Annotated in this window: 24 protein-coding genes and 1 pseudogene; 23 read left to right on the top strand and 2 right to left on the bottom strand. The window is 37.4% G+C overall.

The window, feature by feature from the left end; all coding sequences use genetic code 11:
* Nucleotides 1-701, top strand: a pseudogene (locus B4D49_RS07770) (MFS transporter); the annotation flags it as partial.
* Between the two features lie 331 nt (nucleotides 702-1,032).
* The gene (gene asnA, locus B4D49_RS07775) at nucleotides 1,033-2,025 is read left to right on the top strand and encodes an aspartate--ammonia ligase (RefSeq protein ID WP_199544499.1); all 993 of its coding nucleotides are present in this window, start codon (nucleotides 1,033-1,035) and stop codon (nucleotides 2,023-2,025) included.
* A 106-nt stretch (nucleotides 2,026-2,131) separates the two neighbouring features.
* Here the strand turns inward: asnA and B4D49_RS07780 are convergent, their stop codons facing one another.
* Together B4D49_RS07780 and B4D49_RS07785 are read right to left on the bottom strand one after the other, a co-directional pair.
* Complete coding sequence (locus B4D49_RS07780) at nucleotides 2,132-2,875, bottom strand: hypothetical protein (protein WP_199544498.1); 744 nt, start codon at nucleotides 2,873-2,875, stop codon at nucleotides 2,132-2,134.
* A gap of 125 nt (nucleotides 2,876-3,000) precedes the next feature.
* Nucleotides 3,001-3,843, bottom strand: coding sequence for a hypothetical protein (locus B4D49_RS07785; protein ID WP_199544495.1), 843 nt, complete (start codon nucleotides 3,841-3,843; stop codon nucleotides 3,001-3,003).
* Nucleotides 3,844-3,974: 131 nt separating this feature from the next.
* Here B4D49_RS07785 and rsmD point away from each other — a divergent pair, with 131 nt between their 5' ends.
* The 21 genes from rsmD to trpB all read left to right on the top strand — a co-directional run bounded on the left by rsmD (nucleotide 3,975) and on the right by trpB (nucleotide 24,693).
* Nucleotides 3,975-4,514 (top strand): 16S rRNA (guanine(966)-N(2))-methyltransferase RsmD, encoded by a 540-nt coding sequence (rsmD, locus tag B4D49_RS07790; protein WP_199544494.1) that lies wholly within the window; start codon nucleotides 3,975-3,977, stop codon nucleotides 4,512-4,514.
* A gap of 32 nt (nucleotides 4,515-4,546) precedes the next feature.
* A complete protein-coding gene (coaD, locus tag B4D49_RS07795; RefSeq protein WP_132869924.1) occupies nucleotides 4,547-5,044 on the top strand; it encodes a pantetheine-phosphate adenylyltransferase in 498 nt (165 codons plus the stop codon).
* On the top strand, nucleotides 5,022-6,107 hold the full coding sequence (locus tag B4D49_RS07800; RefSeq protein WP_199544490.1) for a SepM family pheromone-processing serine protease: 1,086 nt from the start codon (nucleotides 5,022-5,024) through the stop codon (nucleotides 6,105-6,107). Before coaD ends, B4D49_RS07800 begins: the two co-directional genes overlap by 23 nt.
* Before the next feature lie 141 nt (nucleotides 6,108-6,248).
* The gene (locus tag B4D49_RS07805) at nucleotides 6,249-6,485 is read left to right on the top strand and encodes a DUF3923 family protein (protein ID WP_286784043.1); all 237 of its coding nucleotides are present in this window, start codon (nucleotides 6,249-6,251) and stop codon (nucleotides 6,483-6,485) included.
* Between the two features lie 124 nt (nucleotides 6,486-6,609).
* A complete protein-coding gene (locus B4D49_RS07810; protein ID WP_132869402.1) occupies nucleotides 6,610-7,938 on the top strand; it encodes a bifunctional metallophosphatase/5'-nucleotidase in 1,329 nt (442 codons plus the stop codon).
* A gap of 29 nt (nucleotides 7,939-7,967) precedes the next feature.
* On the top strand, nucleotides 7,968-8,528 hold the full coding sequence (locus B4D49_RS07815; RefSeq protein ID WP_132869403.1) for a YutD family protein: 561 nt from the start codon (nucleotides 7,968-7,970) through the stop codon (nucleotides 8,526-8,528).
* A gap of 20 nt (nucleotides 8,529-8,548) precedes the next feature.
* Complete coding sequence (gene rlmN / locus B4D49_RS07820) at nucleotides 8,549-9,649, top strand: 23S rRNA (adenine(2503)-C(2))-methyltransferase RlmN (RefSeq protein WP_286784044.1); 1,101 nt, start codon at nucleotides 8,549-8,551, stop codon at nucleotides 9,647-9,649.
* 9 nt (nucleotides 9,650-9,658) lie between these two features.
* The gene (locus B4D49_RS07825; protein WP_132869405.1) at nucleotides 9,659-10,165 is read left to right on the top strand and encodes a VanZ family protein; all 507 of its coding nucleotides are present in this window, start codon (nucleotides 9,659-9,661) and stop codon (nucleotides 10,163-10,165) included.
* Between the two features lie 113 nt (nucleotides 10,166-10,278).
* Complete coding sequence (locus tag B4D49_RS07830; protein ID WP_286784045.1) at nucleotides 10,279-12,024, top strand: ABC transporter ATP-binding protein; 1,746 nt, start codon at nucleotides 10,279-10,281, stop codon at nucleotides 12,022-12,024.
* Entirely contained in the window at nucleotides 12,014-13,759 is a 1,746-nt protein-coding gene (locus tag B4D49_RS07835) for an ABC transporter ATP-binding protein (RefSeq protein ID WP_132869407.1), read from the top strand. The genes B4D49_RS07830 and B4D49_RS07835 overlap by 11 nt, the downstream gene beginning before the upstream one ends.
* Before the next feature lie 152 nt (nucleotides 13,760-13,911).
* Nucleotides 13,912-14,808 carry an ABC transporter ATP-binding protein gene (locus tag B4D49_RS07840; protein ID WP_132869785.1) on the top strand — a complete coding sequence of 299 codons (897 nt, stop codon included), beginning with the start codon at nucleotides 13,912-13,914 and terminating at the stop codon, nucleotides 14,806-14,808.
* Nucleotides 14,786-15,517 carry an ABC transporter permease gene (locus tag B4D49_RS07845; RefSeq protein WP_132869786.1) on the top strand — a complete coding sequence of 244 codons (732 nt, stop codon included), beginning with the start codon at nucleotides 14,786-14,788 and terminating at the stop codon, nucleotides 15,515-15,517. The genes B4D49_RS07840 and B4D49_RS07845 overlap by 23 nt, the downstream gene beginning before the upstream one ends.
* Nucleotides 15,514-16,605, top strand: a complete 1,092-nt coding sequence (locus B4D49_RS07850; RefSeq protein ID WP_206282057.1) for a sensor histidine kinase — start codon at nucleotides 15,514-15,516, stop codon at nucleotides 16,603-16,605. The genes B4D49_RS07845 and B4D49_RS07850 overlap by 4 nt, the downstream gene beginning before the upstream one ends.
* A 1-nt stretch (nucleotide 16,606) precedes the next feature.
* The gene (locus tag B4D49_RS07855; protein ID WP_132869787.1) at nucleotides 16,607-17,203 is read left to right on the top strand and encodes a response regulator transcription factor; all 597 of its coding nucleotides are present in this window, start codon (nucleotides 16,607-16,609) and stop codon (nucleotides 17,201-17,203) included.
* A 129-nt stretch (nucleotides 17,204-17,332) separates the two neighbouring features.
* Entirely contained in the window at nucleotides 17,333-18,490 is a 1,158-nt protein-coding gene (locus B4D49_RS07860) for a permease (protein ID WP_286784046.1), read from the top strand.
* A gap of 730 nt (nucleotides 18,491-19,220) precedes the next feature.
* Nucleotides 19,221-20,576 carry an anthranilate synthase component I gene (trpE, locus tag B4D49_RS07865; RefSeq protein WP_286784047.1) on the top strand — a complete coding sequence of 452 codons (1,356 nt, stop codon included), beginning with the start codon at nucleotides 19,221-19,223 and terminating at the stop codon, nucleotides 20,574-20,576.
* Complete coding sequence (locus B4D49_RS07870; protein ID WP_286784048.1) at nucleotides 20,573-21,142, top strand: aminodeoxychorismate/anthranilate synthase component II; 570 nt, start codon at nucleotides 20,573-20,575, stop codon at nucleotides 21,140-21,142. The genes trpE and B4D49_RS07870 overlap by 4 nt, the downstream gene beginning before the upstream one ends.
* Before the next feature lie 15 nt (nucleotides 21,143-21,157).
* Nucleotides 21,158-22,162 carry an anthranilate phosphoribosyltransferase gene (trpD, locus tag B4D49_RS07875; protein WP_286784049.1) on the top strand — a complete coding sequence of 335 codons (1,005 nt, stop codon included), beginning with the start codon at nucleotides 21,158-21,160 and terminating at the stop codon, nucleotides 22,160-22,162.
* Nucleotides 22,159-22,926, top strand: a complete 768-nt coding sequence (gene trpC / locus B4D49_RS07880; RefSeq protein WP_286784050.1) for an indole-3-glycerol phosphate synthase TrpC — start codon at nucleotides 22,159-22,161, stop codon at nucleotides 22,924-22,926. Before trpD ends, trpC begins: the two co-directional genes overlap by 4 nt.
* Nucleotides 22,913-23,494 (top strand): phosphoribosylanthranilate isomerase, encoded by a 582-nt coding sequence (locus tag B4D49_RS07885; RefSeq protein ID WP_286784051.1) that lies wholly within the window; start codon nucleotides 22,913-22,915, stop codon nucleotides 23,492-23,494. The genes trpC and B4D49_RS07885 overlap by 14 nt, the downstream gene beginning before the upstream one ends.
* A complete protein-coding gene (gene trpB, locus B4D49_RS07890) occupies nucleotides 23,491-24,693 on the top strand; it encodes a tryptophan synthase subunit beta (RefSeq protein WP_286784052.1) in 1,203 nt (400 codons plus the stop codon). The genes B4D49_RS07885 and trpB overlap by 4 nt, the downstream gene beginning before the upstream one ends.
* Nucleotide 24,694 lies beyond the last annotated feature (1 nt).

The raw sequence follows: 24,694 nt of genomic DNA on the forward strand, positions 1-24,694 counted from the left end.
TGATTCTAGATGGCTTGTCGTTTTTGTTATCAGCGTTGATTGTAGCTTTTGTTCAACCGATTTTAGAAGAAGCCAGTAAAACAGATAAATTTTCAGTTAAGATAATTTTAGAGGATTTGGTTAGTGGGTTTCACTATGTAGCGAAAAATCGTCAGATTTATCTCTTGATTGCTCTATCAGCTGGAGTCAATTTTTTCATGGCAGGTTACAGCCTTCTACTTCCTTATGGTAATCAAATGTTTCCCAAAGTCACTGGAGATATTTATGCTACTTTTTTAACTGCAGAAGCTATTGGCGGAGTGATTGGAGCGGTGGTTAGTGGAAAAATGAGACGAAAATTATCAACTGGTCAATTAATGGCTATGTTATTTGTCTTTGGTGGTTTTGTCGCACTTGCTCCTGTACTTTATTTTGTGAAAGCAGAGCTTTTCTTAATGGTTTTATCGCCTGTTGGTTCTGGGATTTTTATGACCTTATTTAACATTCATTCTTTTTCTTTAGTTCAAAGAGAAGTCGCTAGTGAATATTTGGGACGAGTATTAGGAATTGTTTTTACGGTTGCTATTTTATTTATGCCCCTTGGAACAGCTCTTTTTACAATCATTTTTAGTCCAAGCAATCCTGGAAATCTTCTCTATCTTGGCATTTCTGTTATGATACTGAGCCTTATTTTCTTGAGGTTATTACAAAGTAATGGATAACTGTCTATATTTAAATACTATTTCGACAACGACTTGATTATTAGAAAAAATTAAGTCGTTTTTTGTTTGGAGTTTCAATTTTTTTAATCATTCAAGTTAATTTTTGAGTTAAAAAATGGCTATAAATAGCTGTTTTACCATTCCTTGTCAGATTATCTAACATAAAATTCAAAAATATTGCGAAAATTTGCAAAAAAGTGTTTATTTTTTAAAAACATAGGTGTATAATAGCTCTATCGTTGTAAAGCGATCACGAAATACAAAATATACCTCACTATCGATCATTATCATTTTGGTATTTCAAATTTAAAAAATTTTTAAGGAGGAGCATATGAAGAAAAGCTTTATTCATCAACAGCAGGAGATTTCTTTTGTCAAGAATACTTTTACTCAATATTTGATTGATAAACTTGGCATTGTTGAAGTGCAAGGACCTATTCTTAGTCAGGTCGGGGATGGTATGCAAGATAATTTGAACGGCGTTGAACATCCTGTATCTGTGCACGTTAAACGTATTCCTGATGCTGAATATGAAGTTGTTCATTCACTTGCTAAGTGGAAACGTCATACCTTAGCACGTTTCGGCTTCAATGAAGGAGAAGGGCTTTTCGTACACATGAAAGCTCTCCGTCCAGATGAAGAAGAATTAGACCCAATCCACTCAATTTATGTCGACCAATGGGATTGGGAAAAAGTTATTCCAAATGGTCGTCGCAACATCGAATACTTGAAAGAAACTGTTGAACAAGTTTATAAAGCTATTCGGTTGACAGAACTAGCAGTAGAAGCACGTTTTGATATTGAAGCTGTTTTGCCTAAGAAAATCACTTTCATTCACACAGAAGAATTGGTAGAACGTTATCCAGATTTGACACCAAAAGAACGTGAAAATGCTGCCGCTAAAGAATTCGGAGCTATTTTCCTTATTGGTATCGGTGGTATTTTGCCTGATGGTCAACGCCATGATGGTCGTGCACCTGACTACGATGACTGGACTTCTGAATCAGAAAATGGTTACCATGGTCTTAACGGTGATATCATTGTTTGGAATGAAGCTTTGGGTTCTGCATTTGAATTGTCTTCGATGGGTATTCGTGTTGACGAAGAAGCTCTTAAACGTCAAGTTAAAATTACTGGCGATGAAGATCGTTTGCAATTAGAATGGCATAAAGCTCTTCTCAATGGTCTCTTCCCACTTACAATCGGTGGTGGTATCGGTCAATCACGTATGGCAATGTTCTTGCTTCGTAAAAAACACATTGGTGAAGTGCAATCAAGTGTTTGGCCAAAAGAAGTTCGTGACACTTACGAAAACATTCTTTAGTAGAAGAAACTTAATTTAAGGACTAAAAAAGGTCGGCTGATACTCAGTCGGCTTTTTGATTATAAAAAAATCGCTAGAAAACTTCTAACGACTTTAAGATTGCTGGCTACCAAGGTAGACCTGCAGCTGCAATTTCTGCTTTTGAAGCGTATTGTCCATTTGGGCGGTGCCATCTACCGCGATAATCTCTTTTATATCCACCAGCGGCTTGTTCTTGTTGTTGCGCTTGTTGAGCGGCAGCAGCGGCAGCTTGCTCTTGGGCTTGACGTGCAGCTTCAGCAGCTTGTTCTTGAGCTTGTCTAGCTTCTTCAGCTTTTCGAGCCTCTTCGGCTTGTCTAGCAGCTTCAGCTTCTTTGGCATCGATAGCTGAAACGACAGCATTGATACGGTTGTTAAAGGCATCCTTTTTAGCTGAATCAGATACCGCGTTTACTTTATTTTTAGCGTCATCAACGTTTTCACGGGTTTGATTAGCTTCTAAGTTTGCAACGGCGGCTTCGGCTGCAGTTTGAGCTGCCTGTTCTTGTTTTTTAGCTTCGATGGCAGCTTTAACAGTTACGATGCGCTTTTTAAGTTGTTTTTTTACTTTTTTATTTTTGACAGATTTAACTTTTTTTGTAGCTAAATCAAGATTTTCTTGGGTTTGATCTTTTTCAAGTTTTTTGACAGCTTTTTTAGCAGCTTTGATTGCTTTGTCGTCTTTTTTAACTGATTTACTTTTAGTCTTAGTATCAGCTAAAACGACATGATTGTTTCCAAATGACGCAGGGGTTAAAACTCCTAGGTCTTGAGATGTGCCAAGAACAAGGGCGGTCATCAATAATAGGGCAAGTTTTAGTTTCTTTTTCATTGTATCCTCCAAATAATTTGAACTATAAAAGTTTACACTAGAAGGATATCACTTTGAAATAGTTCTGTAAATATAGCAAAGAAAAAAATCGCTAGAAAAATTTCTAACGACTTTAAGATTGCTGGCTACCAAGGTAGACCTGCAGCTGCAATTTCTGCTTTTGAAGCATATTGTCCATTTGGGCGATGCCATCTACCGCGATAATCTCTTTTATATCCACCAGCGGCTTGTTCTTGTTGTTGCGCTTGTTGAGCGGCAGCAGCGGCTTGTTCCTGTGCTTGACGAGCAGCTTCAGCGGCAGCTTGCTCTTGTGCTTGTCTAGCTTCTTCAGCTTTTCTTGCTTCCTCAGCTTGACGAGCAGCTTCAGCTTCTTTGGTATCAATTGCTGAAACGACTGCGTTGATACGGTTATTGAAGGCTTCTTTTTTAGCTGAATCAGTTACTGCGTTAACTTTATTTTTAGCGTCATCAACGTTCTCACGTTTTTGATCATTTTCAAGTTTTTTAACAGCAGTTTCAGCAGAGTTAATAGCTTCTTGTTGTTTCTTAGTTTCAATAGCCGTTTTGACAGTTGCAATACGCTTTTGGAGTTTTTCTTTAATCTTTGTATCATCAACAGCGTTGACTTTGGTTGTAGCTGCATCGAGATTAGCTTGTGTTTGGTCATTTTCTAATTTCTTGACAGCAGCTTCAGCCTCATTTTCGATAGCTTTAACTTTTTGGTATTCTTTTTTACCAAGTTCAATATATTTAGCGTTTTCTTCCTTGAAATCGCTGAGTTTATCTTGACTATCAATTAAATCTGATTTAGCATTGTCTACTTCTTGACTGAGCTGCTCAATTTTAGTTTCAGCTTGGGTAAGTTCTTGACTTTTATTTCCTTGAGCAGAGAAACTACCAATCAATAAAACTGACAAGATTGTGATTGCAAGATTCTTCTTGTCTTTAAAGAATTTTTTTAAATCCATCATAACTCCTTTATCCTAAAAACTTTGATGATTGAAATTATCTTACTAATCATATCAAATCACATTTTTGCTGTAAAGGTGCTTGAGAATTTTTTAAGGCATTTTGCACGAATTTTGCTATAATGGTTCTTATGAGAGTTGTAGCAGGAAATTTTGGTGGGCGTCCTTTGAAGACGCTCGATGGAAAAATTACTCGTCCAACTACCGATAAGGTTAAGGGCGCTATTTTTAATATGATAGGTCCATTCTTTGACGGTGGACGTGTTTTGGATTTGTTTTCTGGTAGTGGTAGTTTGGCTATTGAAGCTATTTCGCGTGGAATGGATGAGGCGGTTATGGTCGAACGTAATCGTCAAGCGCAAGCTATTATCACAGAAAATATCAAAATGACTAAGGCTGAAAAGCAATTTCACCTAATGAAGATGGATGCTAATAAGGCTTTGGATGTTGTTAGTGGAAAATTTGATTTAGTACTTTTGGATCCACCTTATGCTAAGGAAGAAATTGTTAAAAATATTACAACGTTGGAAGAAAATGGTCTTTTATCTGAAGATGTTATGATTGTCTGTGAGACAGATAAATCGGTTGATTTGCCAGAAGAAATTTCAAACTTTGGTATCTGGAAGCAAAAAACGTATGGAATTAGTAAGGTGACGGTTTATGTTAGATAAACCAGTATGATTTAATCACTAATGGAGGCAGTATGGCTAAAATTGGTTTGGTGACTGGGTCCTTTGATCCTGTGACAAAAGGGCATCTTGATATCATTGCTCGTGCAAGTAGACTCTTTGACACGCTTTATGTGGGGATTTTATATAATAGAAATAAATCTGGTCTGTTTACGATTGCTGAGAGAAAGCAGATGCTAGAAGAGGCAGTAGAGCCTTATTCTAACGTGAAAGTAGTGACAGCACAGGATTCTTTAGCTGTTGACGTGGCAAGAGAGTTAAAGGCTGGCTATTTGGTTAGAGGAATTCGAGATGCTAAAGATTTGGAATATGAGGCAAGTATGGATTTCTTCAATCATCACTTAGCTAATGATATTGAGAGTGTTTATTTACTTACCTCACCTGAATGGCATTATGTGTCATCTAGTCGTGTACGCGAATTGATGCATTTTCATTCTGATATCTCAGCATTTGTTCCAGACAGTGTTGTGAAAAAAGTGGAGGAAAAATATGACAATCTTAAACGCATTTAAAGGGATTTTGAAAAAGTTAGGTCGTATTTTATACCGCTTAAAATGGTGGATTTTAGGAGCCGTGGGAACAATTTTTCTCATCTTTAGTCTATTCTATCCACTTGATTATTATATTGAAATGCCTGGTGGTGCCTACGATGTTCGTAGTGTTTTAACGGTTAATAATAAAGCTGATAAGGATAAAGGGTCTTATAATTTTGTAGCTGTAAGTGTGAGTCAAGCAACATTAGCTCAACTAGTTTACGCTTGGTTAACACCGCATACAGAAATTTCAACTGCGGCAGCGACAACAGGTGGCTACAGTAATGAAGATTATATGCGTATTAATCAGTATTATATGGAAACGTCACAAAATACAGCGACTTATCAAGCTCTAACTTTAGCAGGAAAAGATGTTAAGTTGAATTATGAAGGGGTTTATGTTTTAAACGTGACCAAAAATTCGACCTTCAAAGGGCTTTTGCATCTGGCCGATACTGTGACTGGTGTGAATGGTAAGACTTTTGAGAGTTCGCAAGAGCTCATGGCTTATGTTGCTGATTTAGATCTTGGTTCTAAAGTCACTGTTCAAGAAATTTCAAACGGTAAAACAAAAGAGGTTTCTGGTAAAATCATTGAATTGCCAAATGGTAAAAATGGTATTGGAATTGGCTTGGTTGACCATACCAAAGTGTTATCTGATGTTGATGTAGATTTTGATACGAGTGGTGTTGGTGGACCAAGTGCAGGTTTGATGTTTACCCTTGATATTTATGATCAAGTTAATAACGAAGACCTTCGTAAAGGTCGTAAAATTGCAGGTACTGGTACGATTGAATCAGATGGTTCTGTAGGTGATATTGGCGGCGCTGGTCTGAAAGTTGTATCGGCTGCTAAGTCTGGTGCGGATATTTTCTTTGTTCCAAATAATCCTGTTGATAAAGAAATATTGAAAAAAGATCCTGATGCTAAAACAAATTACGAAGAAGCCAAAGAAGCAGCAAAAGATCTTGATACAGATATGAAAATTGTTCCGGTAACAACGGTTCAAGAGGCAATCGATTATTTGAGAAGTACAAATTAATTATGAAACTCCTCCCTCTATTTAGTCTAGAGGAGGGGAGTTTTTATATTTTTCCAATCAGTTAATGTTTTCTTAAGCTTTATTGATTACAATGATTTAAAATGGAGCGGAAGAAACAAATTCAGAAGATTGGAGGGGCATATGACAAACTGGCAGAAACGTTTTATTATAGGCTTTAATGTTGCAGCCTTATTTATTTTTTTAGATGTTAGTTTGTTAATCTTTATCAGGTCAGTTAACGGGAACGGCATTTACCAGACACTAGGGATGAAATGGATAACTTTCTCTATTTGGCTGCTTTGCTATGCTTCGTTATGGATGTTCCAGGGAATTGCTTATATGTTTGTTAAGCATGTGAAATTAGCTAAAAAGCACTAGAGCACTCACTGAGTGTCGTATTATATGTAACAGCTAGGTGAGTCATCTAGCTGTTTTTATTGATCATCGATTTGTAAAACCACTGAAATATCACTATTGTGGTTGAAAATGCTATAATATTTTTATGACAGAAAAGCTAACGATTTTACATCTGAATGATTGGCACTCTCATTTTGAGACCTATCCAAAAATCAAACGTTATTTTCAAGAATATCCTGAGACAGATGAGGTGATTCGTCTTGATATTGGTGATAATATTGACCGCTGGCACCCAATGACGGATATTAGTAAAGGAAAATGTAATGTTCAGTTGCTAAATGATTTAAAGATTGATTTTGCGACGATTGGAAATAATGAAGGTATTGGTTTAGCTAAAAACTGGTTAAATCAAGTTTACCAAGAGGCTGACTTTGATGTTATTTTAGGAAACTTAGAAGACGATAATGGTCGCCCCGACTGGGCAGTACCTTATAAAATTTATGAGACCAAAGCAGGAACTAAAATTGCTTTTTTAGCCTATACTTTTCCTTATTATTTAACTTATAAACCAGGTGGTTGGACAGTTCTTGATCCCTTAGAGTGTTTAAAAAGAGATCTTGCAATCAAGGAAGTACAAGAAGCTGATTTTAGGATATTGCTTAGTCACCTTGGACTTCCTTGGGATGAGAAGATTACTACAAAATGCCCAGAGATAGATCTTATTATAGGAGCACATACACACCATGTCTTTGAAGATGGGGCGTGCCTTAACGGCACTTATATGGCTGCAGCAGGAAAGTACGGTCAGTTCGTTGGTGAAATTAATTTAAGTTTTGATAATCATGAATTAACAGACATCACCATTCACGCGCACGAAACTAGTCATATGGCTAGCAAACCTGGTGATAAAGAGTGGGTAGAAAATATTGTTTCAGATGGACGTCAGCTTTTAGATGGAGAAGAAATTAAGCAATTTGATGAAGACTTGACTTTAGAGTCTTCTTGTCAGCTAGTTATGGATGCTATGAAAGACTATGCTCATGCTGATATTGCTATGATAAATTCAGGTTTAGTTGTCGAACCATTTACTAAGAAAATAACCAAAGATACCTTGCACCATTCGCTTCCGCACCAAATGCGATTAGCAAGGTTAGAAATTACGACTGCTGAGTTAGCAGAAATTTGTCAGGATGTTTATTCGCAAGCAGAATTATTAGCTAGACAACAAATCCGAGGAATGGGATTTCGTGGTAAGAAATTTGGGACCGTTTTAACAAGTGGCTTTGCTTACAAAAACGGAAAAATAGTGTATAATAAAAAGGTTACGAATGAAAAGGACACTGTCAGTCTAGTCTTGGTTGATCAATATTATTTTGCTCGCTATTTTGAAAGCATAAAATCGCATCAAGCGGAGCTGCTTTTTCCTGAATTGCTTCGAGAACTGGTAGAAGACTACCTTAAATATAAAGAATAAGTTTTACGATGGATGAAGAGAGGAGACCGATGAGAAAAGATATCTCTCCTGAAATGTACAATTACAATAAATTCCCTGGTCCACAGTTTGTGGCATTTTCTGATCGTGTCAAAAGCGATGATATTGAATTGTTGATTTTGGCTAATGAAAAAGATGCATTTGATGCAACTGTTTTTAGTCAACGCTTTTCAGATATCTTGCTTAAGTATGACTATATCGTCGGAGATTGGGGAAATGAGCAACTACGTCTAAAAGGTTTTTACAAAGATGACCGAGACGTTAAAAAGGCTAATCGTATTTCACGTTTAGATGATTACCTTAAAGAATATTGTAACTTTGGCTGTGCTTATTTTGTACTTGAAAATAAAGAACCACGTTCTGTGAAATCTGAAGAAGAAAAACAAGCAAGACGTCATAAATCACAAAAACGTTCTTCTGGTAAGAAAAAAGCAGAGCGCTCCGGCAATCAACACTTTACTAGTCAAAAACGTAAAGAAAGTAAAGGACGCAATGAACGCCACCAAAAACGTGAACAGCAAAAAGAAATTCAGTCGGCTAAACAATTTGTCATTCGCCGCAAAGAGAAATAGGAAGGAAATAAATTTACAGAATGCAAACAGAAACTAAGGACATGAAGCCCTCTATTTACGGTTTAACACGTGATGAACTTATCGAATGGGCAATCGAACACGGTGAAAAGAAATTCCGTGCAACACAAATTTGGGATTGGCTTTACCGTAAACGTGTCCAATCTTTTGAAGAGATGACTAATATCTCAAAAGATTTTATCGCTATTTTAAACGAAAATTTCTGCGTTAACCCATTGAAACAACGTGTTGTCCAAGAAGCGTCAGATGGAACGGTCAAATACCTATTTGAGTTGCCAGATGGTATGCTGATTGAAACAGTTTTGATGCGCCAACACTATGGTTTGTCAGTCTGTGTAACATCACAAGTTGGTTGTAATATGGGATGTTCATTCTGTGCCAGCGGTTTGATTAAAAAACAACGTGATTTGACAAGTGGTGAAATCACTTCACAAATCATGATGGTACAAAAATACTTTGATGAACGTGGTCAAGATGAGCGCGTGAGTCACGTCGTTGTTATGGGGATTGGTGAACCATTTGATAACTACGACAATGTTCTTCGTTTTGTACGTACCATTAACAACGACAATGGTTTGGCAATTGGTGCTCGTCACATCACTATTTCAACATCTGGTTTGGCACATAAAATTCGTGAATTTGCTCATGAAAGCTTGCAAGTTAACCTTGCTGTTTCTCTTCACGCGCCAAATAATGAATTGCGTTCACAAATCATGCGTGTTAACCGTTCATTCCCAGTTGAAAAACTTTTTGCTGCGATTGAATACTACGTTGAAACAACTAACCGTCGTGTGACATTTGAGTATATCATGTTAAATGATGTTAATGACTCACCAGAAAACGCACAAGAATTGGCTGATTTGACGAAAAAAATCCGCAAATTGTCTTACATCAACTTGATTCCATATAACCCAGTTTCTGAACACGATCAATACCGTCGTTCAAGTAAAGAAAACGTTGCAGCCTTTTACGATGTTCTTAAGAAAAATGGTGTCAACTGTGTCGTTCGTCAAGAACATGGAACTGATATTGATGCCGCTTGTGGTCAATTGCGTTCAAATACAATGAAACGTGACCGCCAAAAAGCTGCTAAAGCAAAATAAGAAGGTAAAATGAGAAAGCTATGTGATGAAGAACTTGAGTTGACAAGCATAGGGCGTAAGGTGGCAATAACTTTGGTGGGGATTTACATCCTTGCCCTTTGCTTCTTGTGTTTTAGTCCGCAACCATTTAAAATCGATGGGGTTGAGACACCCAATATCATTTATTATGGACGTCTGCGTCTTTTGCTGGTTCCATTTAACAGCTTGATTGGAATTGGGCAGTTGGATAGTGCCTTTGAATTATTTTGGGTCTTTGCACAAAATGTCACCAATATGTTTCTTGTTTTTCCATTGATGTTTGGCTTGATTTGGCTGTTTCCCAAACTACGTCATTGGAAGAGAGCTTGGCTATTTGCTTTTGGAGTGAGTCTAGTGATTGAAACGACTCAGTTGCTTGTAGACTTACTCTATAATGCTAATCGGGTCTTTGAAATTGATGATCTTTGGACTAATTCATTAGGTGGCTTACTAGCTTTGGGGCTTTACACAGTTATTTACAAAAAATATCACAAGTAGTTATTATAGGTCAGGAAAAACTCCTGACCTTTTTCATATGAGAAGCTTAGGGCAGGAAACTTGACTTAGAGTCTACTCAAGGGTGTATAATATCAGCTAGAAAGCAGGTTTTAATGAAAATTATAAAGGATCTCTGGTGGTTTTTTAGGCTGGAGAAAAAACGGTATATTATTGGAATTCTTGCTCTTATTTTGGTGGCAATTTTAAACCTTGTCCCTCCAAAAGTTATGGGCGGAGTTATTGATCGAGTGACATCTGGTGAGTTAACACAAGGGCAATTGCTGATGAGCTTATTCTTGTTGGTTTTATCAGCTTTTGCTATGTATTTTTTACGTTATATTTGGCGAATGTATATCTTGGGAACGTCGTATCGTCTTGGTCAGATTATGCGTTTTCGCTTATTTGATCATTTTACAAAAATGTCACCTAGTTTTTATCAAAAACATCGTACGGGTGATTTGATGGCGCATGCTACTAATGATATTAATGCGCTGACACGTTTAGCAGGCGCTGGAGTTATGTCAGCAGTAGATGCGACAATTACGGCTTTTGTGACTTTGGTGACAATGGCTTTTAGTATTTCTTGGCAAATGACCTTGGTAGCGGTGATTCCTTTGCCATTTATGGCATATGCAACAAGTCGTTTAGGACGAAAGACTCACCAAGCGTTTGGAAAATCTCAAGCTGCCTTTTCAGAATTAAATAATAAGGTTCAGGAGTCCGTGTCAGGTATCAAAGTAACCAAGTCATTTGGGTATCAAGAAGATGAACTTCAGTCTTTTCAAGAAATCAATGACATGACTTTTGTTAAGAACATGAAAACCATGAAATATGATGTCATGTTTGATCCTTTAGTGCTTTTATTTATCGGGGCAAGTTATGTTTTGTCATTGTTGATGGGAGCTTTTATGGTATCAGCCGGTCAAGTGACGGTTGGTAATTTAGTAACCTTTATCACTTACTTAGATATGCTAGTTTGGCCCTTAATGGCAATTGGTTTTCTTTTTAATATGATTCAACGCGGTTCTGTCTCTTATAATCGTATTAATCATCTTTTGAAAGAAACATCTGATGTCCAAGAAAGTAAACAGCCTTTGCAGACTATTCAGAATGGTACTTTGGTTTATGATATTGATTCGTTTCATTATGAAAATGAGGAGACGTTATCAGATATTCATTTTGCTCTAGAACAGGGGCAAACGCTGGGATTAGTTGGGCAGACCGGTTCTGGTAAGACTACCTTGATTCGTTTGTTGTTACGTGAATATGATTTGACTGATGGTCGGATTATGCTTGATGGCAACAATATCAAGGATTACAAGTTATCTGATTTACGCCGTTTGATTGGTTATGTCCCACAGGATCAATTCTTATTTGCCACTAGTATTTTAGAAAATATTCGTTTTGGAAATCCTGGTGCCTCTTTAGAAAAGGTTGAAGCAGCAACGAAGTTATCTCGAGTTTATGATGACATTATGGTAACACCAGATGGCTTTGAAACTTTGATTGGTGAGAAAGGGGTTAGTCTTTCTGGTGGTCAAAAACAGCGGATTGCTATGAGTCGTGCCATGATTCTTGATCCTGAAATTTTGATTTTGGACGATTCTTTGTCAGCAGTAGATGCTAAGACAGAACATGCTATTATTGAGAATCTTAAGCAAACTCGTCAACATAAATCGACAATTATCACAGCACATCGTTTGAGTGCGGTGGTTCATGCTGATTTAATCTTAGTCTTGCAAGATGGGCATATCATTGAACGAGGGCGTCATGAGGATCTTATTAAGCAAGGTGGCTGGTATGCAGATACTTATGAAGCTCAGCAATTAGAAATGGAAGGAGATAGTGATGAAGAATAATGCAAATCAGTGGCGTGTATTTAAGCGCCTCATGAGCTATCTCAAACCTTATAAATTCTTAACCGCCTTAGCTCTAGGTCTTTTACTACTAACAACGGTTGTTAAGAGTCTGATTCCACTGATTGCTTCTTACTTTATTGATCATTTTTTGACGGATATGAATCAGACTGCCATGCTGATTTTAGTTGGTTATTACCTCATGTATGTCTTGCAGACGCTTATCCAGTATTTTGGAAATTTCTTCTTTGCGCGTGTGTCTTATAGCATTGTTAGAGATATTCGAAGAGATGCCTTTGCAAACATGGAAAAACTTGGTATGGCTTACTTTGACAAAACTCCCGCGGGTTCTATTGTCTCTCGTATTACAAATGATACTGAAGCTATCAGTGATATGTTTTCAGGCCTTTTATCAAGCTTTATTTCGGCTATTTTTATCTTTTCAGTAACTCTGTTAACCATGTTGAAATTGAATGCGACATTGACAGCTTGGGTTGTGATTTTCTTGCCATTTATCTTTGTTTTGGTTAATCTTTATCGCAAAAAATCGGTAAGCGTGATTGAAAAAACACGTGCATTGTTGTCAGATATTAACAGTAAATTGTCTGAGAGCATCGAAGGGATCCGAATTATTCAATCCTTTAGTCAAGAAGAGCGTTTGAAAGATGAATTTGAAGCTATCAATGAAGAACATGTATTTTATGCTAATCGTTCGATGGCATTAGATAGTCTTTTCTTGCGCCCTGCTATGTCACTTCTGAAGTTATTAGCATATGCTATTTTAATGGCATATTTTGGTTTTCGTGGAATGGAAATTGGTATTTCTGCTGGTTTGATGTATGCCTTTATCCAATACGTTAATCGTCTTTTTGATCCTTTGATTGAAGTGACTCAGAATTTTTCAACTTTGCAAACCTCAATGGTTTCAGCTGGACGGGTGTTTGATTTGATTGATGAACAGCAATATGAACCTGAACAAAATGGTGTGTTAGATTTTGTGCAAGATGGCAATATTGAGTTTAAAAATGTGAGTTTTTCTTATGATGGAAAACGCCGGATTTTAGACAATATTTCCTTTAAGGTTAATCAAGGTGAGACGATTGCCTTTGTAGGATCGACTGGATCAGGAAAGTCATCAATTATTAATGTCTTTATGAGGTTTTACGAGTTCCAATCAGGCCAAGTTTTACTGGATGGTAAAGATATTCGTGATTATTCTAAAAAAGCTTTGCATAAAAATGTTGGTTTGGTACTGCAAGAACCATTCTTGTATCATGGTACTGTGAAATCTAATATTAAAATGTATCAGGATATTTCTGATGATGCTGTTCAAGCTGCCGCAGCCTTTGTGGATGCTGATCAGTTCATTCAAAAATTACCTGATAAATATGAGACAAAAGTGACAGAACGTGGTTCAAGTTTTTCAACAGGTCAACGTCAACTTTTGGCATTTGCAAGAACCGTAGCTAGTCAGCCGAAGATTTTAATTTTGGATGAAGCGACAGCAAACATTGATTCAGAAACGGAAAACACTGTTCAAGAGTCTTTGAAGAAAATGCGTCAAGGTCGTACAACCATTGCCATTGCTCACCGCTTATCAACCATTCAAGATGCTGACTGTATCTATGTCCTAGACAAAGGTAAGATTATTGAGTCAGGAACTCATGATGAATTGCTAAGTTTGAAAGGAACTTACCATCGTATGTATCAACTGCAAGCAGGTATGATGGAAAATTAAACTGATAACCAATTTGCTAAAGAGCAGATTGGTTTTTTGTTACCAAAAACATGACAAAAGTCATGTGATGTCATGACATTATCAGCTAAAAAGCTCAGCTATTTTTTTCTAAAATAAAATCATCAAATAAAGAGAAAAATGGAGCTTATGAAATGATTACGGTTGAAAATATCTCAAAGACCATTAAAGGAAAAACTATTTTACAGGACATCTCGTTTGAAGTGGCTGACGGAGATTGTGTGGCTCTGATTGGTCCAAATGGTGCCGGGAAAACCACTTTGATGTCATGCTTGTTAGGAGATTTGAAAATTAGTAAAGGAAAGATTGTCATCAATGGTTTAGCCCCAAATAGTCAGCGATTAAAAGATTCAGTAGCTGTTTTACCACAAGAAAATCGCTTGCCAGAAAAATTGAGAGTATGTGAATTAATTGCATTTTTTAAAGCGATTAGCAAGACCCCTTTAACTGATAAAGAGATTGATTACATTTTGCAATTTAGCAAGGAACAAAAAAATCAGCTAACTGAGAAATTATCGGGTGGTCAAAAGCGCTTGTTGGCTTTTACTTTGTGCCTTATTAGCCAACCCAAAATTCTTTTCTTAGACGAACCAACAGCAGCAATGGATACTTCAACACGACAACATTTTTGGCAAATTATCCAAAGCCTGAAAGAAAAAGGTGTAACGATTTTTTATTCGAGTCATTACATTGAAGAAGTGGAGCACACGGCAGAACGCATTTTAGTCTTGCATCGTGGAAAATTGCTGCGTGATACGACTCCATATGCCATGAGAGAAGATGAACATGAAAAACAAGTGACCTTGCCAAAAACATATTTACCGTTTGTTAATAGTTTAGTAAATGGTTACAGCATTAAAGTAAAGAATGATTCAGTGACTTTTATGACGAAAGAGATTGAGAGTGTCTGGCAGAAATTACAGAAACAAGGTTGCCAGATTTCTGACATTGAGATTCAAAACAAAACGCTATTGAACACATTATTTGACCAAACACAGGAGAATGAAAATGATTGCATTATTAAAAGTTGAATGGATTAAAACGAAACGTACTTGGATAACCTTTGTATTATCTATTGGAATGCCGGTTTTCTTTTTCTTGTTCTTTTCTGGGATGGAACTCTCTCCAGATTTAAAAGAGCAGAAGATGCTGGTGATGAGTTATATGTTAACCATGACAGCATTTTCAATGTCAAGCTTTGGCTTCTTCTCATTTCCAGCTATGCTTGTGGAAGATAAGACTAGCTATTGGTTGACTTATAATGAACATTCTTCGGTTTCAATTTGGCAGTATTATCTATCAAAAGTGATTCGAGTTTTGGTTTGCTTTTTATTGTCTATTTTAGCAACGTTTTTATTTGGTGCGATTTTTCGTGGGGTGACAATGTCGCTTAGCCGCTGGTTGGGCTCAGCAGCTTTATTGCTATTGTCAAGTTTGCTATTTTTAGCTTTCGGGCTATTGATTTCACAAATTAAGTCACAGCAGTTAATGACAATTGTCGGTGATATTGCCTTTCTTGGCTTAGCGATTGTCGGTGGTTCTTGGATGCCAATTGAGACTTTTCCAGATTGGATGCAAAAGTTATCCAAAGTAACACCGATTTATCATGTGAATACCTTGGTGACAGACTTCGCTAAAAATGCTCAATTAAACTGGCAGTCCTTGATTATCGTGCTTGGCTATGCCATAATAATAGCAGCGTTAGCGCTTATGATTAAGAATAAAACTGAGGTTAAATGATGTTGAAAAGGATTAGGAATGTTCATCCCTTATTTTATATGCCCTTAGCTTTCTTAGCTTTTCCTGTTTTGGGCGTTTTCTTTTTAGGCTATCCAGTTTGGACATTGGGAATAACGGCAGCTTTTTTGCTTGGTTACCTTTTTCTTGTCAATTTTGAAGAAAATACCCTAACCAATCCTTGCTGGTTACTCATGCTATCTTATATTATCTACATGACACTTTGTGTTGACGGTGGCATGATGTGGTTTACTTTTTATTTTAATAGTTTGCTTATTTTTCAATTTCAAGATGATTATCTCTCATTTCGTTTTATTTCCTATGATTTAGCCATGCTTTTGATGATGTTTGTAGGAATGACTTTGGCAGAGGACATAACGACTCGTGTGATGATTTTTCTTGTTCCTATTGTGAATTATGCCATTTTATTTCACTGGATGAATGCTCGAAAAAATGAAGCGCAAGAAAAAGCTATCATGGAAAAGAATCGTACCATTAATTTGTTATTAGCTGAAAATGAGCGAAACCGTATTGGACGTGATTTGCATGACACCTTGGGCCATGTCTTTGCTGCCATGACCTTAAAAACAGAGTTAGCACTTAAGCAATTAGAGAAAGGAAAATACGACCTTGTCAGAAAGCAATTAGAAGACTTAAATCAAGCTAGCCACTCTTCGATGCATGATGTTAGAAATATTATCAATAACCTCAAGTTTAGAACACTGGAAGAAGAGATTGAGCAGTTGGAGCATTTCTTTGCTATGACGGAGATTGATTATCAGTTGAAAAATGATTTGAATTTAGAAACTATGGCGCCTGTCTTGCAATCGACTTTGTGCATGATTTTGCGAGAACTAAGCAATAACGTCATTAAGCATAGTCAGGCTAATCAATGCCGTTTTCATTTATTTGAAAAAGAAGGAAAGGTATTTGTCAGAGTAGAAGACAATGGTGTTGGTTTTGAAAAATTAACAGGGAATGAACTCCAATCTATTCGTGACAGACTTCTCTTAGTTGATGGAAAAATTCAGATTCTGTCACAAGCTCAACCGACACTTATCCAAGTTGAATTGGGATTAAAGGAGAAATAGGATGAAATTATTAGTTGCTGAAGATCAATCCATGCTGCGAGATGCTTTGTGCCAATTGTTGCTCATGGAAGATGATGTCGATGAGGTTTTACAAGCCAGTGATGGCGCGCAAGCTATTGGTATCTTGCAAATGGAAAATGTCGATGTAGCGATTCTTGATGTGGAAATGCCACAAAAATCAGGCCTTGATGTTTTGGAGTGGATTCGAAAAAACAAAGAGATGAAGGTTATCATTGTGACAACCTTTAAACGAGTTGGTTATTTTGAGCGTGCCGTAAAAGCTGGTGTTGATGCTTATGTTTTGAAAGATCGTTCGACTTCTGAATTAATGACAACGATTCATACAGTGCTTGCTGGGAAAAAAGAATATTCGCCAGAGCTTATGGAAAACATGATGATTCAAGATAATCCGCTTAGCCAACAAGAAAAACGTATCTTAAAATTAGTAGCACTTGGTAAGAAGAATCAGGAAATTGCTGACACGCTTTATCTGTCAAATGGCACTGTACGAAATTACACGTCATCTATTTTTAATAAATTATCTGCTAATAATCGTACTGAGGCAGTCAGAATTGCTGAAGATAAAGGCTGGTTATAAAAGAAAATGTGTCTGGAATAAGATGATTTATTTCAGACCATTTTATTTTATAAAATCTATTTCAGTTTTTTGATAGTTTATTACTGTTTGCGTTTTACAAGTAGTCATTAGCATACTATAATGATAATTATGGAAAATAAAAAAGTGAGTATTGTGCTTGATCAAGCCATTATTGATCAACTAGATCTTGATAAAGGGCAGCAATTAAAAGCTGAATTATATAACGATAAATTAGTTTTGCAAAAGGAGGAGTCTCCTAAGCAAGGACGCTTATCAAGTTGGGTTCTAATTATATCAACTATCGTTTTGTGTTGCTTGTTTTACGCAGCTAGTTCCATCGAGAAGATGGACCAGATTTTATTAGTTGGTGATTATTCTATCATTACTTTTTTGATAGGATTTGGTGGGATTCTGGGAATGACCATCTTTACCACGACGCTTATTCGTAATCGAACGGTCTTTCTTGGTGGTATTAAGGCGCGTGTGTTTTGGCGGATGCTTCCCGTTATTGTGGCGTCATTTGCAGTGATTTTATTGTTAGCATTGCTGGGTTTTGGTTGGCTGCTGGAGCAGATTTTTACAGGAGCATCCTTTGATAAGTTGACTTCCAGTTTGATTTTGGGAGTTTCTGTTTATGTGGTTAGTCTTTTTTGGGGACAAATTGCAGAGCAGATTAGGGCGACTTGGTTAACAACTGTCTTTACGATTATTATGGTGAGTGGTGTCTTTGTCGCAATGGCAAGTAATCGTACATTGCAGTGGTGGCATTTTAATCTTAGCTTTTTAGGCACACAAGCAGCTAAGGCAAGTTGGCAATTTAACTTAACCTTGATTTTGTCAGCCTTGATCTTAGTTGCCTTGGTTGATTATTTATTTGTCGCTCTTGGTGAAAAATATGGTACGAATTGGAAATTAACGGCGATTCGTGTCATGTTAACCATTTTGGGAATTGATTTAGGAGCAGTTGGCTTTTTCCCAAATGATGCGAGTTCTCACCTTTTACACACAAGGGTAGCAGGTTATTTAGTCTTGATTATCATTGCTTTGATTATCAGTGTGAAATGGTTGTTACCAGAAGTAACACGTGATTTCTTAGTCATGTCATATGCTATCGGTGGTATGTTGGTTGGTCTAGAAATAGCTTTTCAAGTGGTGCATTATTTGTCATTGACGGCTTTTGAATTGAGTGCCTTCATGCTAGCTTTTGCCTGGTTGATTCGCTTAATCACTCACTTAGAAGCCTTATTGCTTCCTGAAACGAAGGTAATGACTGTAACATTGGAATAATGATTGAATCTCTAAGCTATTTTAGCGGATTGTCGCTAAGATAACTTGGGGATTTTTTAAATAAATCAACAAAAACATGAAAAATGTTTAATTTTTTAGAAAATTCACAAAAATACTTGACAAGATAAAATTAGGTGTTTATAATGTTAATCAATCAGAAAGTAGCAAGGATTTGCTTACAGGGAGCTCGTGGTTACTGTGAACGAGTAGCAGGTGGTTGTGAAATTGGGCTGATGGTATATTGTTGAAGATAAGAAATATTTTTCAGGTAGGCACCCCTTATCGTGCAACTCCTTGTTAGAGGAGATAGAGATGACGGAAGATGAGATTTCCGTTAAACTGAGGTGGCACCGCGCTATACATTAGACGTCCTCACACAGAATTTTTTTCTGTGTGAGGTTTTTTGTTTAGATTCGGTGATTGATATAATACTGAAGAAGATTTCAAGATACAAGTGAGATAAACATCGTGAGTGATGGTAAGTCTCAGGGAAGCACTCCTTATCGTGCAGCTCCTTGTTAGAGGAGATAGAGATGACGAAATATTTTTCGTTAATTGAGGTGGCACCGCGCTAACTAGCTTTAGACGCCCTCACACAGAAGTTTTTTCTGTGTGGGGTTTTTTGTTTAATTGGGAGGAAATCATGAGAAGAAGAGATAAAGGCTGGCGAAGTAGCTGCTAGAATTAAAAAATTAATCACTATTAAAAATTCATGTAGAGAGGACATGACATGCGAAAAATTCTAACTGCTGATACTTTAACCCCTATTCTTGCTTATATGCGAGTTCAGGGTGAGCACAAAGTTATTCTTGAATCAATTCCACGAGAAAAAGAAAATGCGCGGTTTTCAATCGTGGCATATAACCCAGTCTTTGAAATCAAATATGAAAATGGACAACTAACAGAAAATGGTCAAGTGATTGCTGGTGATCCACTAGACTATCTTAATCAGCTGACGGTTAAAGGAGCAAGTAGTGATCTACCGTTTGGTGGTGGCGCGATTGGTTTTGTTGGTTATGACATGATTAGTCTTTATGAAAATATCGGTGAGATTCCAGAAGATACTATTGGAACGCCAGATATGCATTTCTTTGTTTATGAATCTTATTTGATTTTTGACCATAAAACTGAAAAAGTTTACGTGGTTGAAGATAACATCTACAGCCATCGTGACAACGATGCGACACGTCAAGCACTTGGTAAGGTAGTGAAAGATTTGCAGACGCAAGCGCCAAACGAATTTTCACCACAGGAATTGCATTCTCTTGAGTTTAAACACCACATTGAAAAAGAAAAATTTGAAAGCATGGTTGATACAGCCAAGCAATTGATTCGACAAGGAGATATGTTCCAATGTGTGTTGAGTCAACGTTTTTCAAGCCCATTTGCTGGTGATCCACTTGATTATTATCGTAATTTGCGCGTGACTAATCCGTCAAATTATCTTTATTTCTATGACTTTGGGGATTATCAAATTATCGGAGCTAGTCCTGAAAGTTTGGTTTCTGTGAAAAATGGTGAAGTAACAACGAATCCAATTGCTGGAACTCGTCCAAGAGGTGCTGATGATGCTGAAGATGCTGCGCTAGCTAAAGACTTGCAATCTGATATCAAAGAAACAGCTGAACATCGCATGTTAGTTGATTTAGGGCGAAATGATATTGGAAGGATTTCTCAAAACGGCACAGTCAAAGTAACCAAATACATGGAAGTAGAGTATTTCCGTTATGTCATGCACTTAACCAGTGTGGTTAAAGGGCAACTGTTACCAGGTGTTCAAAGTATTGATGCCTTAAAAACAACATTGCCAGCTGGTACCGTATCAGGGGCACCGAAAATTCGTGCCATGAAACGCATCTATGAATTGGCAGAAGAAAAGCGTGGCGTTTATGCGGGAGCGATTGGTTATCTTTCGGCAACTGGGGACATGGATTTTGCCATTGCGATTCGAACAATGATTCTTAAAAATCAAAAAGCATATGTGCAAGCAGGTGCAGGAATTGTTTATGACAGCGTTCCAGAAAATGAATTTTACGAGACCATCAATAAAGCCAAAGCCATGACACGAATAGGGGATAGCAAATGATTTTATTAATTGATAATTACGATTCTTTTACCTATAACCTGGCACAGTACCTTGGGACATTTGCAGAGGTAAAAGTTCTACGAAATGATGATGAGACACTTGAAAAAACTGCTCAAGAAGCAGATGCCATTATTCTATCACCAGGTCCAGGTTGGCCTGCAGATGCAGGAAAGATGGAAGATATGATTCAAGCTTTTGCGGGTCAAAAGCCAATGTTAGGCATTTGTCTTGGGCATCAAGCTATTGCAGAGAGCTTTGGTGGCAAACTTGGTTTAGCTAAAAATGTTATGCATGGTAAACAAAGTGAGATTGAAGTACTGACACAAACACCAGTTTTTGCAAGCTTAGCTAAGAAAATGCCTATCATGCGTTACCATTCAATCGTGGTGACAGATATGCCAGAAGATTTTGAGGTTACTGCAAAAACGACTGATGACCAAGAAATCATGGCTATCCAGCATAAACAGTTACCAATTTACGGCCTTCAATTTCACCCAGAAAGTATTGGGTCACCAGATGGTCTTAAGATGATTGAAAACTTTGTACGATTAGTTGTTGAAAAGTAAAGTGAGGGAAAGATAATGAAAGAACTCTTTAATCAAATTGCTAACAGAGAAGATTTATCAGAAGAACAAGTCGAAGCATTATTTGATAGTATTCTAAATAATACTATTTCAGAAAGTGAAATTGCCGCTTTTCTAATGGGACTTAAAGTAAAAGGTGAAACACCTTCTGAAATTACTGGTATTGTCCGTGCTCTGAAAAGTCATGCCGTTGATTTACCAGAAGATTTTACAGATGCTATGTGTAATTGCGGTACAGGTGGTGACCAATCTTACAGTTTTAATATTTCAACAACAGCTTGCTTTATTTTAGCAGCTGGTGGTATTCGCATCGCAAAAGGTGGTAATCGTTCGGTATCCTCAAAATCTGGTTCAGCTGATGTTCTTGAAGCTTTAGGGATCAATATTGCTGCTTCACCAGCCACATTATCAAAAGCACTTGATGAAGTAGGACTTGCTTTTATCTTTGCGCAAACCATGCATCCAGCTATGCGCTTTATCGGTCCAGCTCGCAAAACACTTGGTATTCCAACTATCATGAATATTGTTGGTCCTTTAGCAAATCCACTTGACCTTGAAACGCAGTTAATGGGCTTGTATCGTGCAGATTTACAAGAAACAGCAGCACAAGTGATGCAAAAACTTGGTCGTAAACGTGCCATTATCGTCACTGGCCCAAATAATATGGACGAAGCAGCGCTTTATGGTGAAAATACTTATACTTTGCTTGATGATGGAAAAATCAGCCAACATCGCTTTACCTATAAAGATTTAGGTATGCCAAAAGTTGAACTAGATGACATTGTTGGTGGTGATGCCAAACAAAATGCTGAAATTCTGATGAGTGTTTTGGAAAATCAGGCTAGTCCATATCTTGAAACAACCGTACTTAATGCGGGACTTGGTTTTTATGCTAATGGTAAAGTTGATAGTCTAGCGGCTGGTGTTGATCTTGCTCGTCAATTAATTGCTGATGGTTCAGCACTTGCTAAGCTTCGTCAACTGCAAGAGGTACAAGTATGAGTAAAGAATTTTTACCAACCATCTTGAAACAAAAAGCTAAGGAAGTTGAAAGTCTAGAACTTGAACCATTACAACCTCTTCGTGAGACTTATAAATTATATGACTATCTTAAAAATAACGCTAATAATCTTCAAGTTATTGCTGAGGTAAAAAAAGCCAGTCCAAGTCTAGGTGATATTAATCTCGATGTTGATATTGTTAAACAAGCTAAGACTTATCAAGATAGCGGCGCGGTGATGATTTCTGTTTTGACTGATCCCTTTTTCTTCAAGGGGAATATTGATTATTTGCGTCAGATTTCAAGTCAAGTTAAGATTCCAACTTTAGCTAAAGATTTTATCATTGATGAAAAACAAATTATTCGAAGCCGTAATGCAGGAGCGACTGCTGTTCTATTAATTGTGGCGGCTCTTTCTGAAGCGCGTTTAAAAGAACTTTACGATTTTGCAACTGGTCTTGGCCTGGAAGTTTTGCTTGAGACACATAACTTAGCAGAGTTAGAAGTCGCTCATCGTATTGGAGCTAAGATTATTGGAGTTAACAACCGTAATCTAGTGACCTTTGAAACAGATATCAATACAAGCTTAGAATTATCAGCGCATTTTAAATCAGATGCTGTTTATATTTCAGAATCAGCTATTTTTACCAAAGAAGATGCTAGCCTTGTTGCTCCATTTTTCAATGGGATTTTAGTAGGAACAGCACTTATGAAAGCTGATAATGTTGCTGAAAAAGTGAAGGAGTTGCAAGTTGACAAAGGTTAAAATTTGCGGACTTTCAACTAAAGAAGCTGTCGAACAAGCGGTAAAAAGCGGAGCTGATTACATTGGCTTTGTCTTTGCCAAAAGTAAACGACAAGTCGGCATAAAACAAGCTAGTCATTTAGCTCAGTTTATTCCAGAAACTGTCCAAAAAGTTGGTGTTTTTGTAAGTCCGACCCTCTTGGAGCTTCAAGAAGCCATAACTAAAGTGCCTCTTGATCTTGTGCAAATTCATGGTGAGTTTGCTGATGAGGACTTTGAAAAAATTGGAGTTCCAAGTATTCGTGCCATTCCTGTCCAAAAAACACTGGAAGAAATTCACACTAAAGCGGATTTTCTATTATTTGACGCCCCCCTAGCTGGTTCCGGAAAGACATTTGATTGGGAACTGCTAAAGGATAAAAAGATAGCGAAGTCATATTTTTTAGCAGGTGGATTGACTGTCGATAATGTCGGACAAGCTATAACTTTCTTTCGACCCTACGCTGTTGATGTTTCTTCTGGTGTTGAGACGGATGGTAAAAAAGATTTATTGAAGATTACAAGATTTATAGAAAGTGTGAAAAAATGAGCTATAACCAACCAGATACTAAGGGATTTTACGGAAAATTTGGTGGGCAATTTGTCCCAGAAACATTGATGACTGCTGTGATTGAGCTTGATAAGGCTTATCGTGAAGCAAAAGCAGACCCAAGTTTTCAAGCAGAACTTGATGAATTACTTAAAAATTATGTTGGACGTGAAACACCTCTTTATTACGCAGAACGTTTAACCAAACATATCGGTGGTGCAAAAATCTACCTCAAACGTGAAGACCTCAACCATACAGGGGCGCACAAAATCAATAATGCTCTTGGTCAAGTTCTTTTGGCTAAACGTATGGGGAAAAAGAAAATCATTGCTGAAACTGGTGCTGGTCAGCACGGTGTAGCAACAGCCACAGCAGCAGCGCTGTTTGATATGGAATGTACCATTTATATGGGTGAAGAAGATGTCAAACGTCAAGCACTCAATGTTTTCCGTATGGAATTGCTTGGTGCTAAAGTTCATGCTGTAACAGATGGTTCACGTGTTTTGAAAGACGCTGTTAATGCTGCTCTTCGTTCTTGGGTAGCTAATATTGAAGACACACATTATATTATGGGCTCAGCACTTGGTCCTGCACCTTTCCCAGAAATTGTACGTGATTTTCAATCAGTAATCGGTAAAGAAGCTAAGAAACAATATGCTGAGATTTCAGGCGGAAAATTGCCAGATGCTGTTCTAGCTTGTATTGGTGGTGGCTCAAATGCTATTGGCTTATTCTATCCATTTGTTGAAGATGAATCAGTTGCCCTTTATGGTGCAGAAGCAGCCGGACATGGCCTTGATACCGAAGAACATGCTGCTACTTTTGCCAAAGGTCGTCCAGGTATTTTGCACGGTGCTTTGATGAACGTTCTTCAAGACCGTCATGGACAAATCATGGAAGCTTTCTCTATTTCAGCTGGGCTTGATTATCCAGGTGTTGGGCCAGAACATTGTCACTTTAAAGATATTGGTCGTGCAACATACGATTCTATTACGGATGAAGAAGCGCTTGAAGCATTTATGCTCCTTTCACGCTTGGAAGGAATTATCCCAGCCCTTGAGTCAAGTCACGCCGTCGCTCTTACCCAAAAAGTAGCTAAAGAACTTGGACCAGACAAGTCAATTATCGTTTGCCTATCAGGACGCGGGGACAAGGATGTTGTTCAAGTTAAAGAACGTTTGGAAGCAGAAGGGAAATAAT

Origin of the sequence: Streptococcus sp. UBA4344 (assembly GCF_002393675.1) — a bacterium.
Taxonomy (GTDB): domain Bacteria; phylum Bacillota; class Bacilli; order Lactobacillales; family Streptococcaceae; genus Streptococcus; species Streptococcus vicugnae.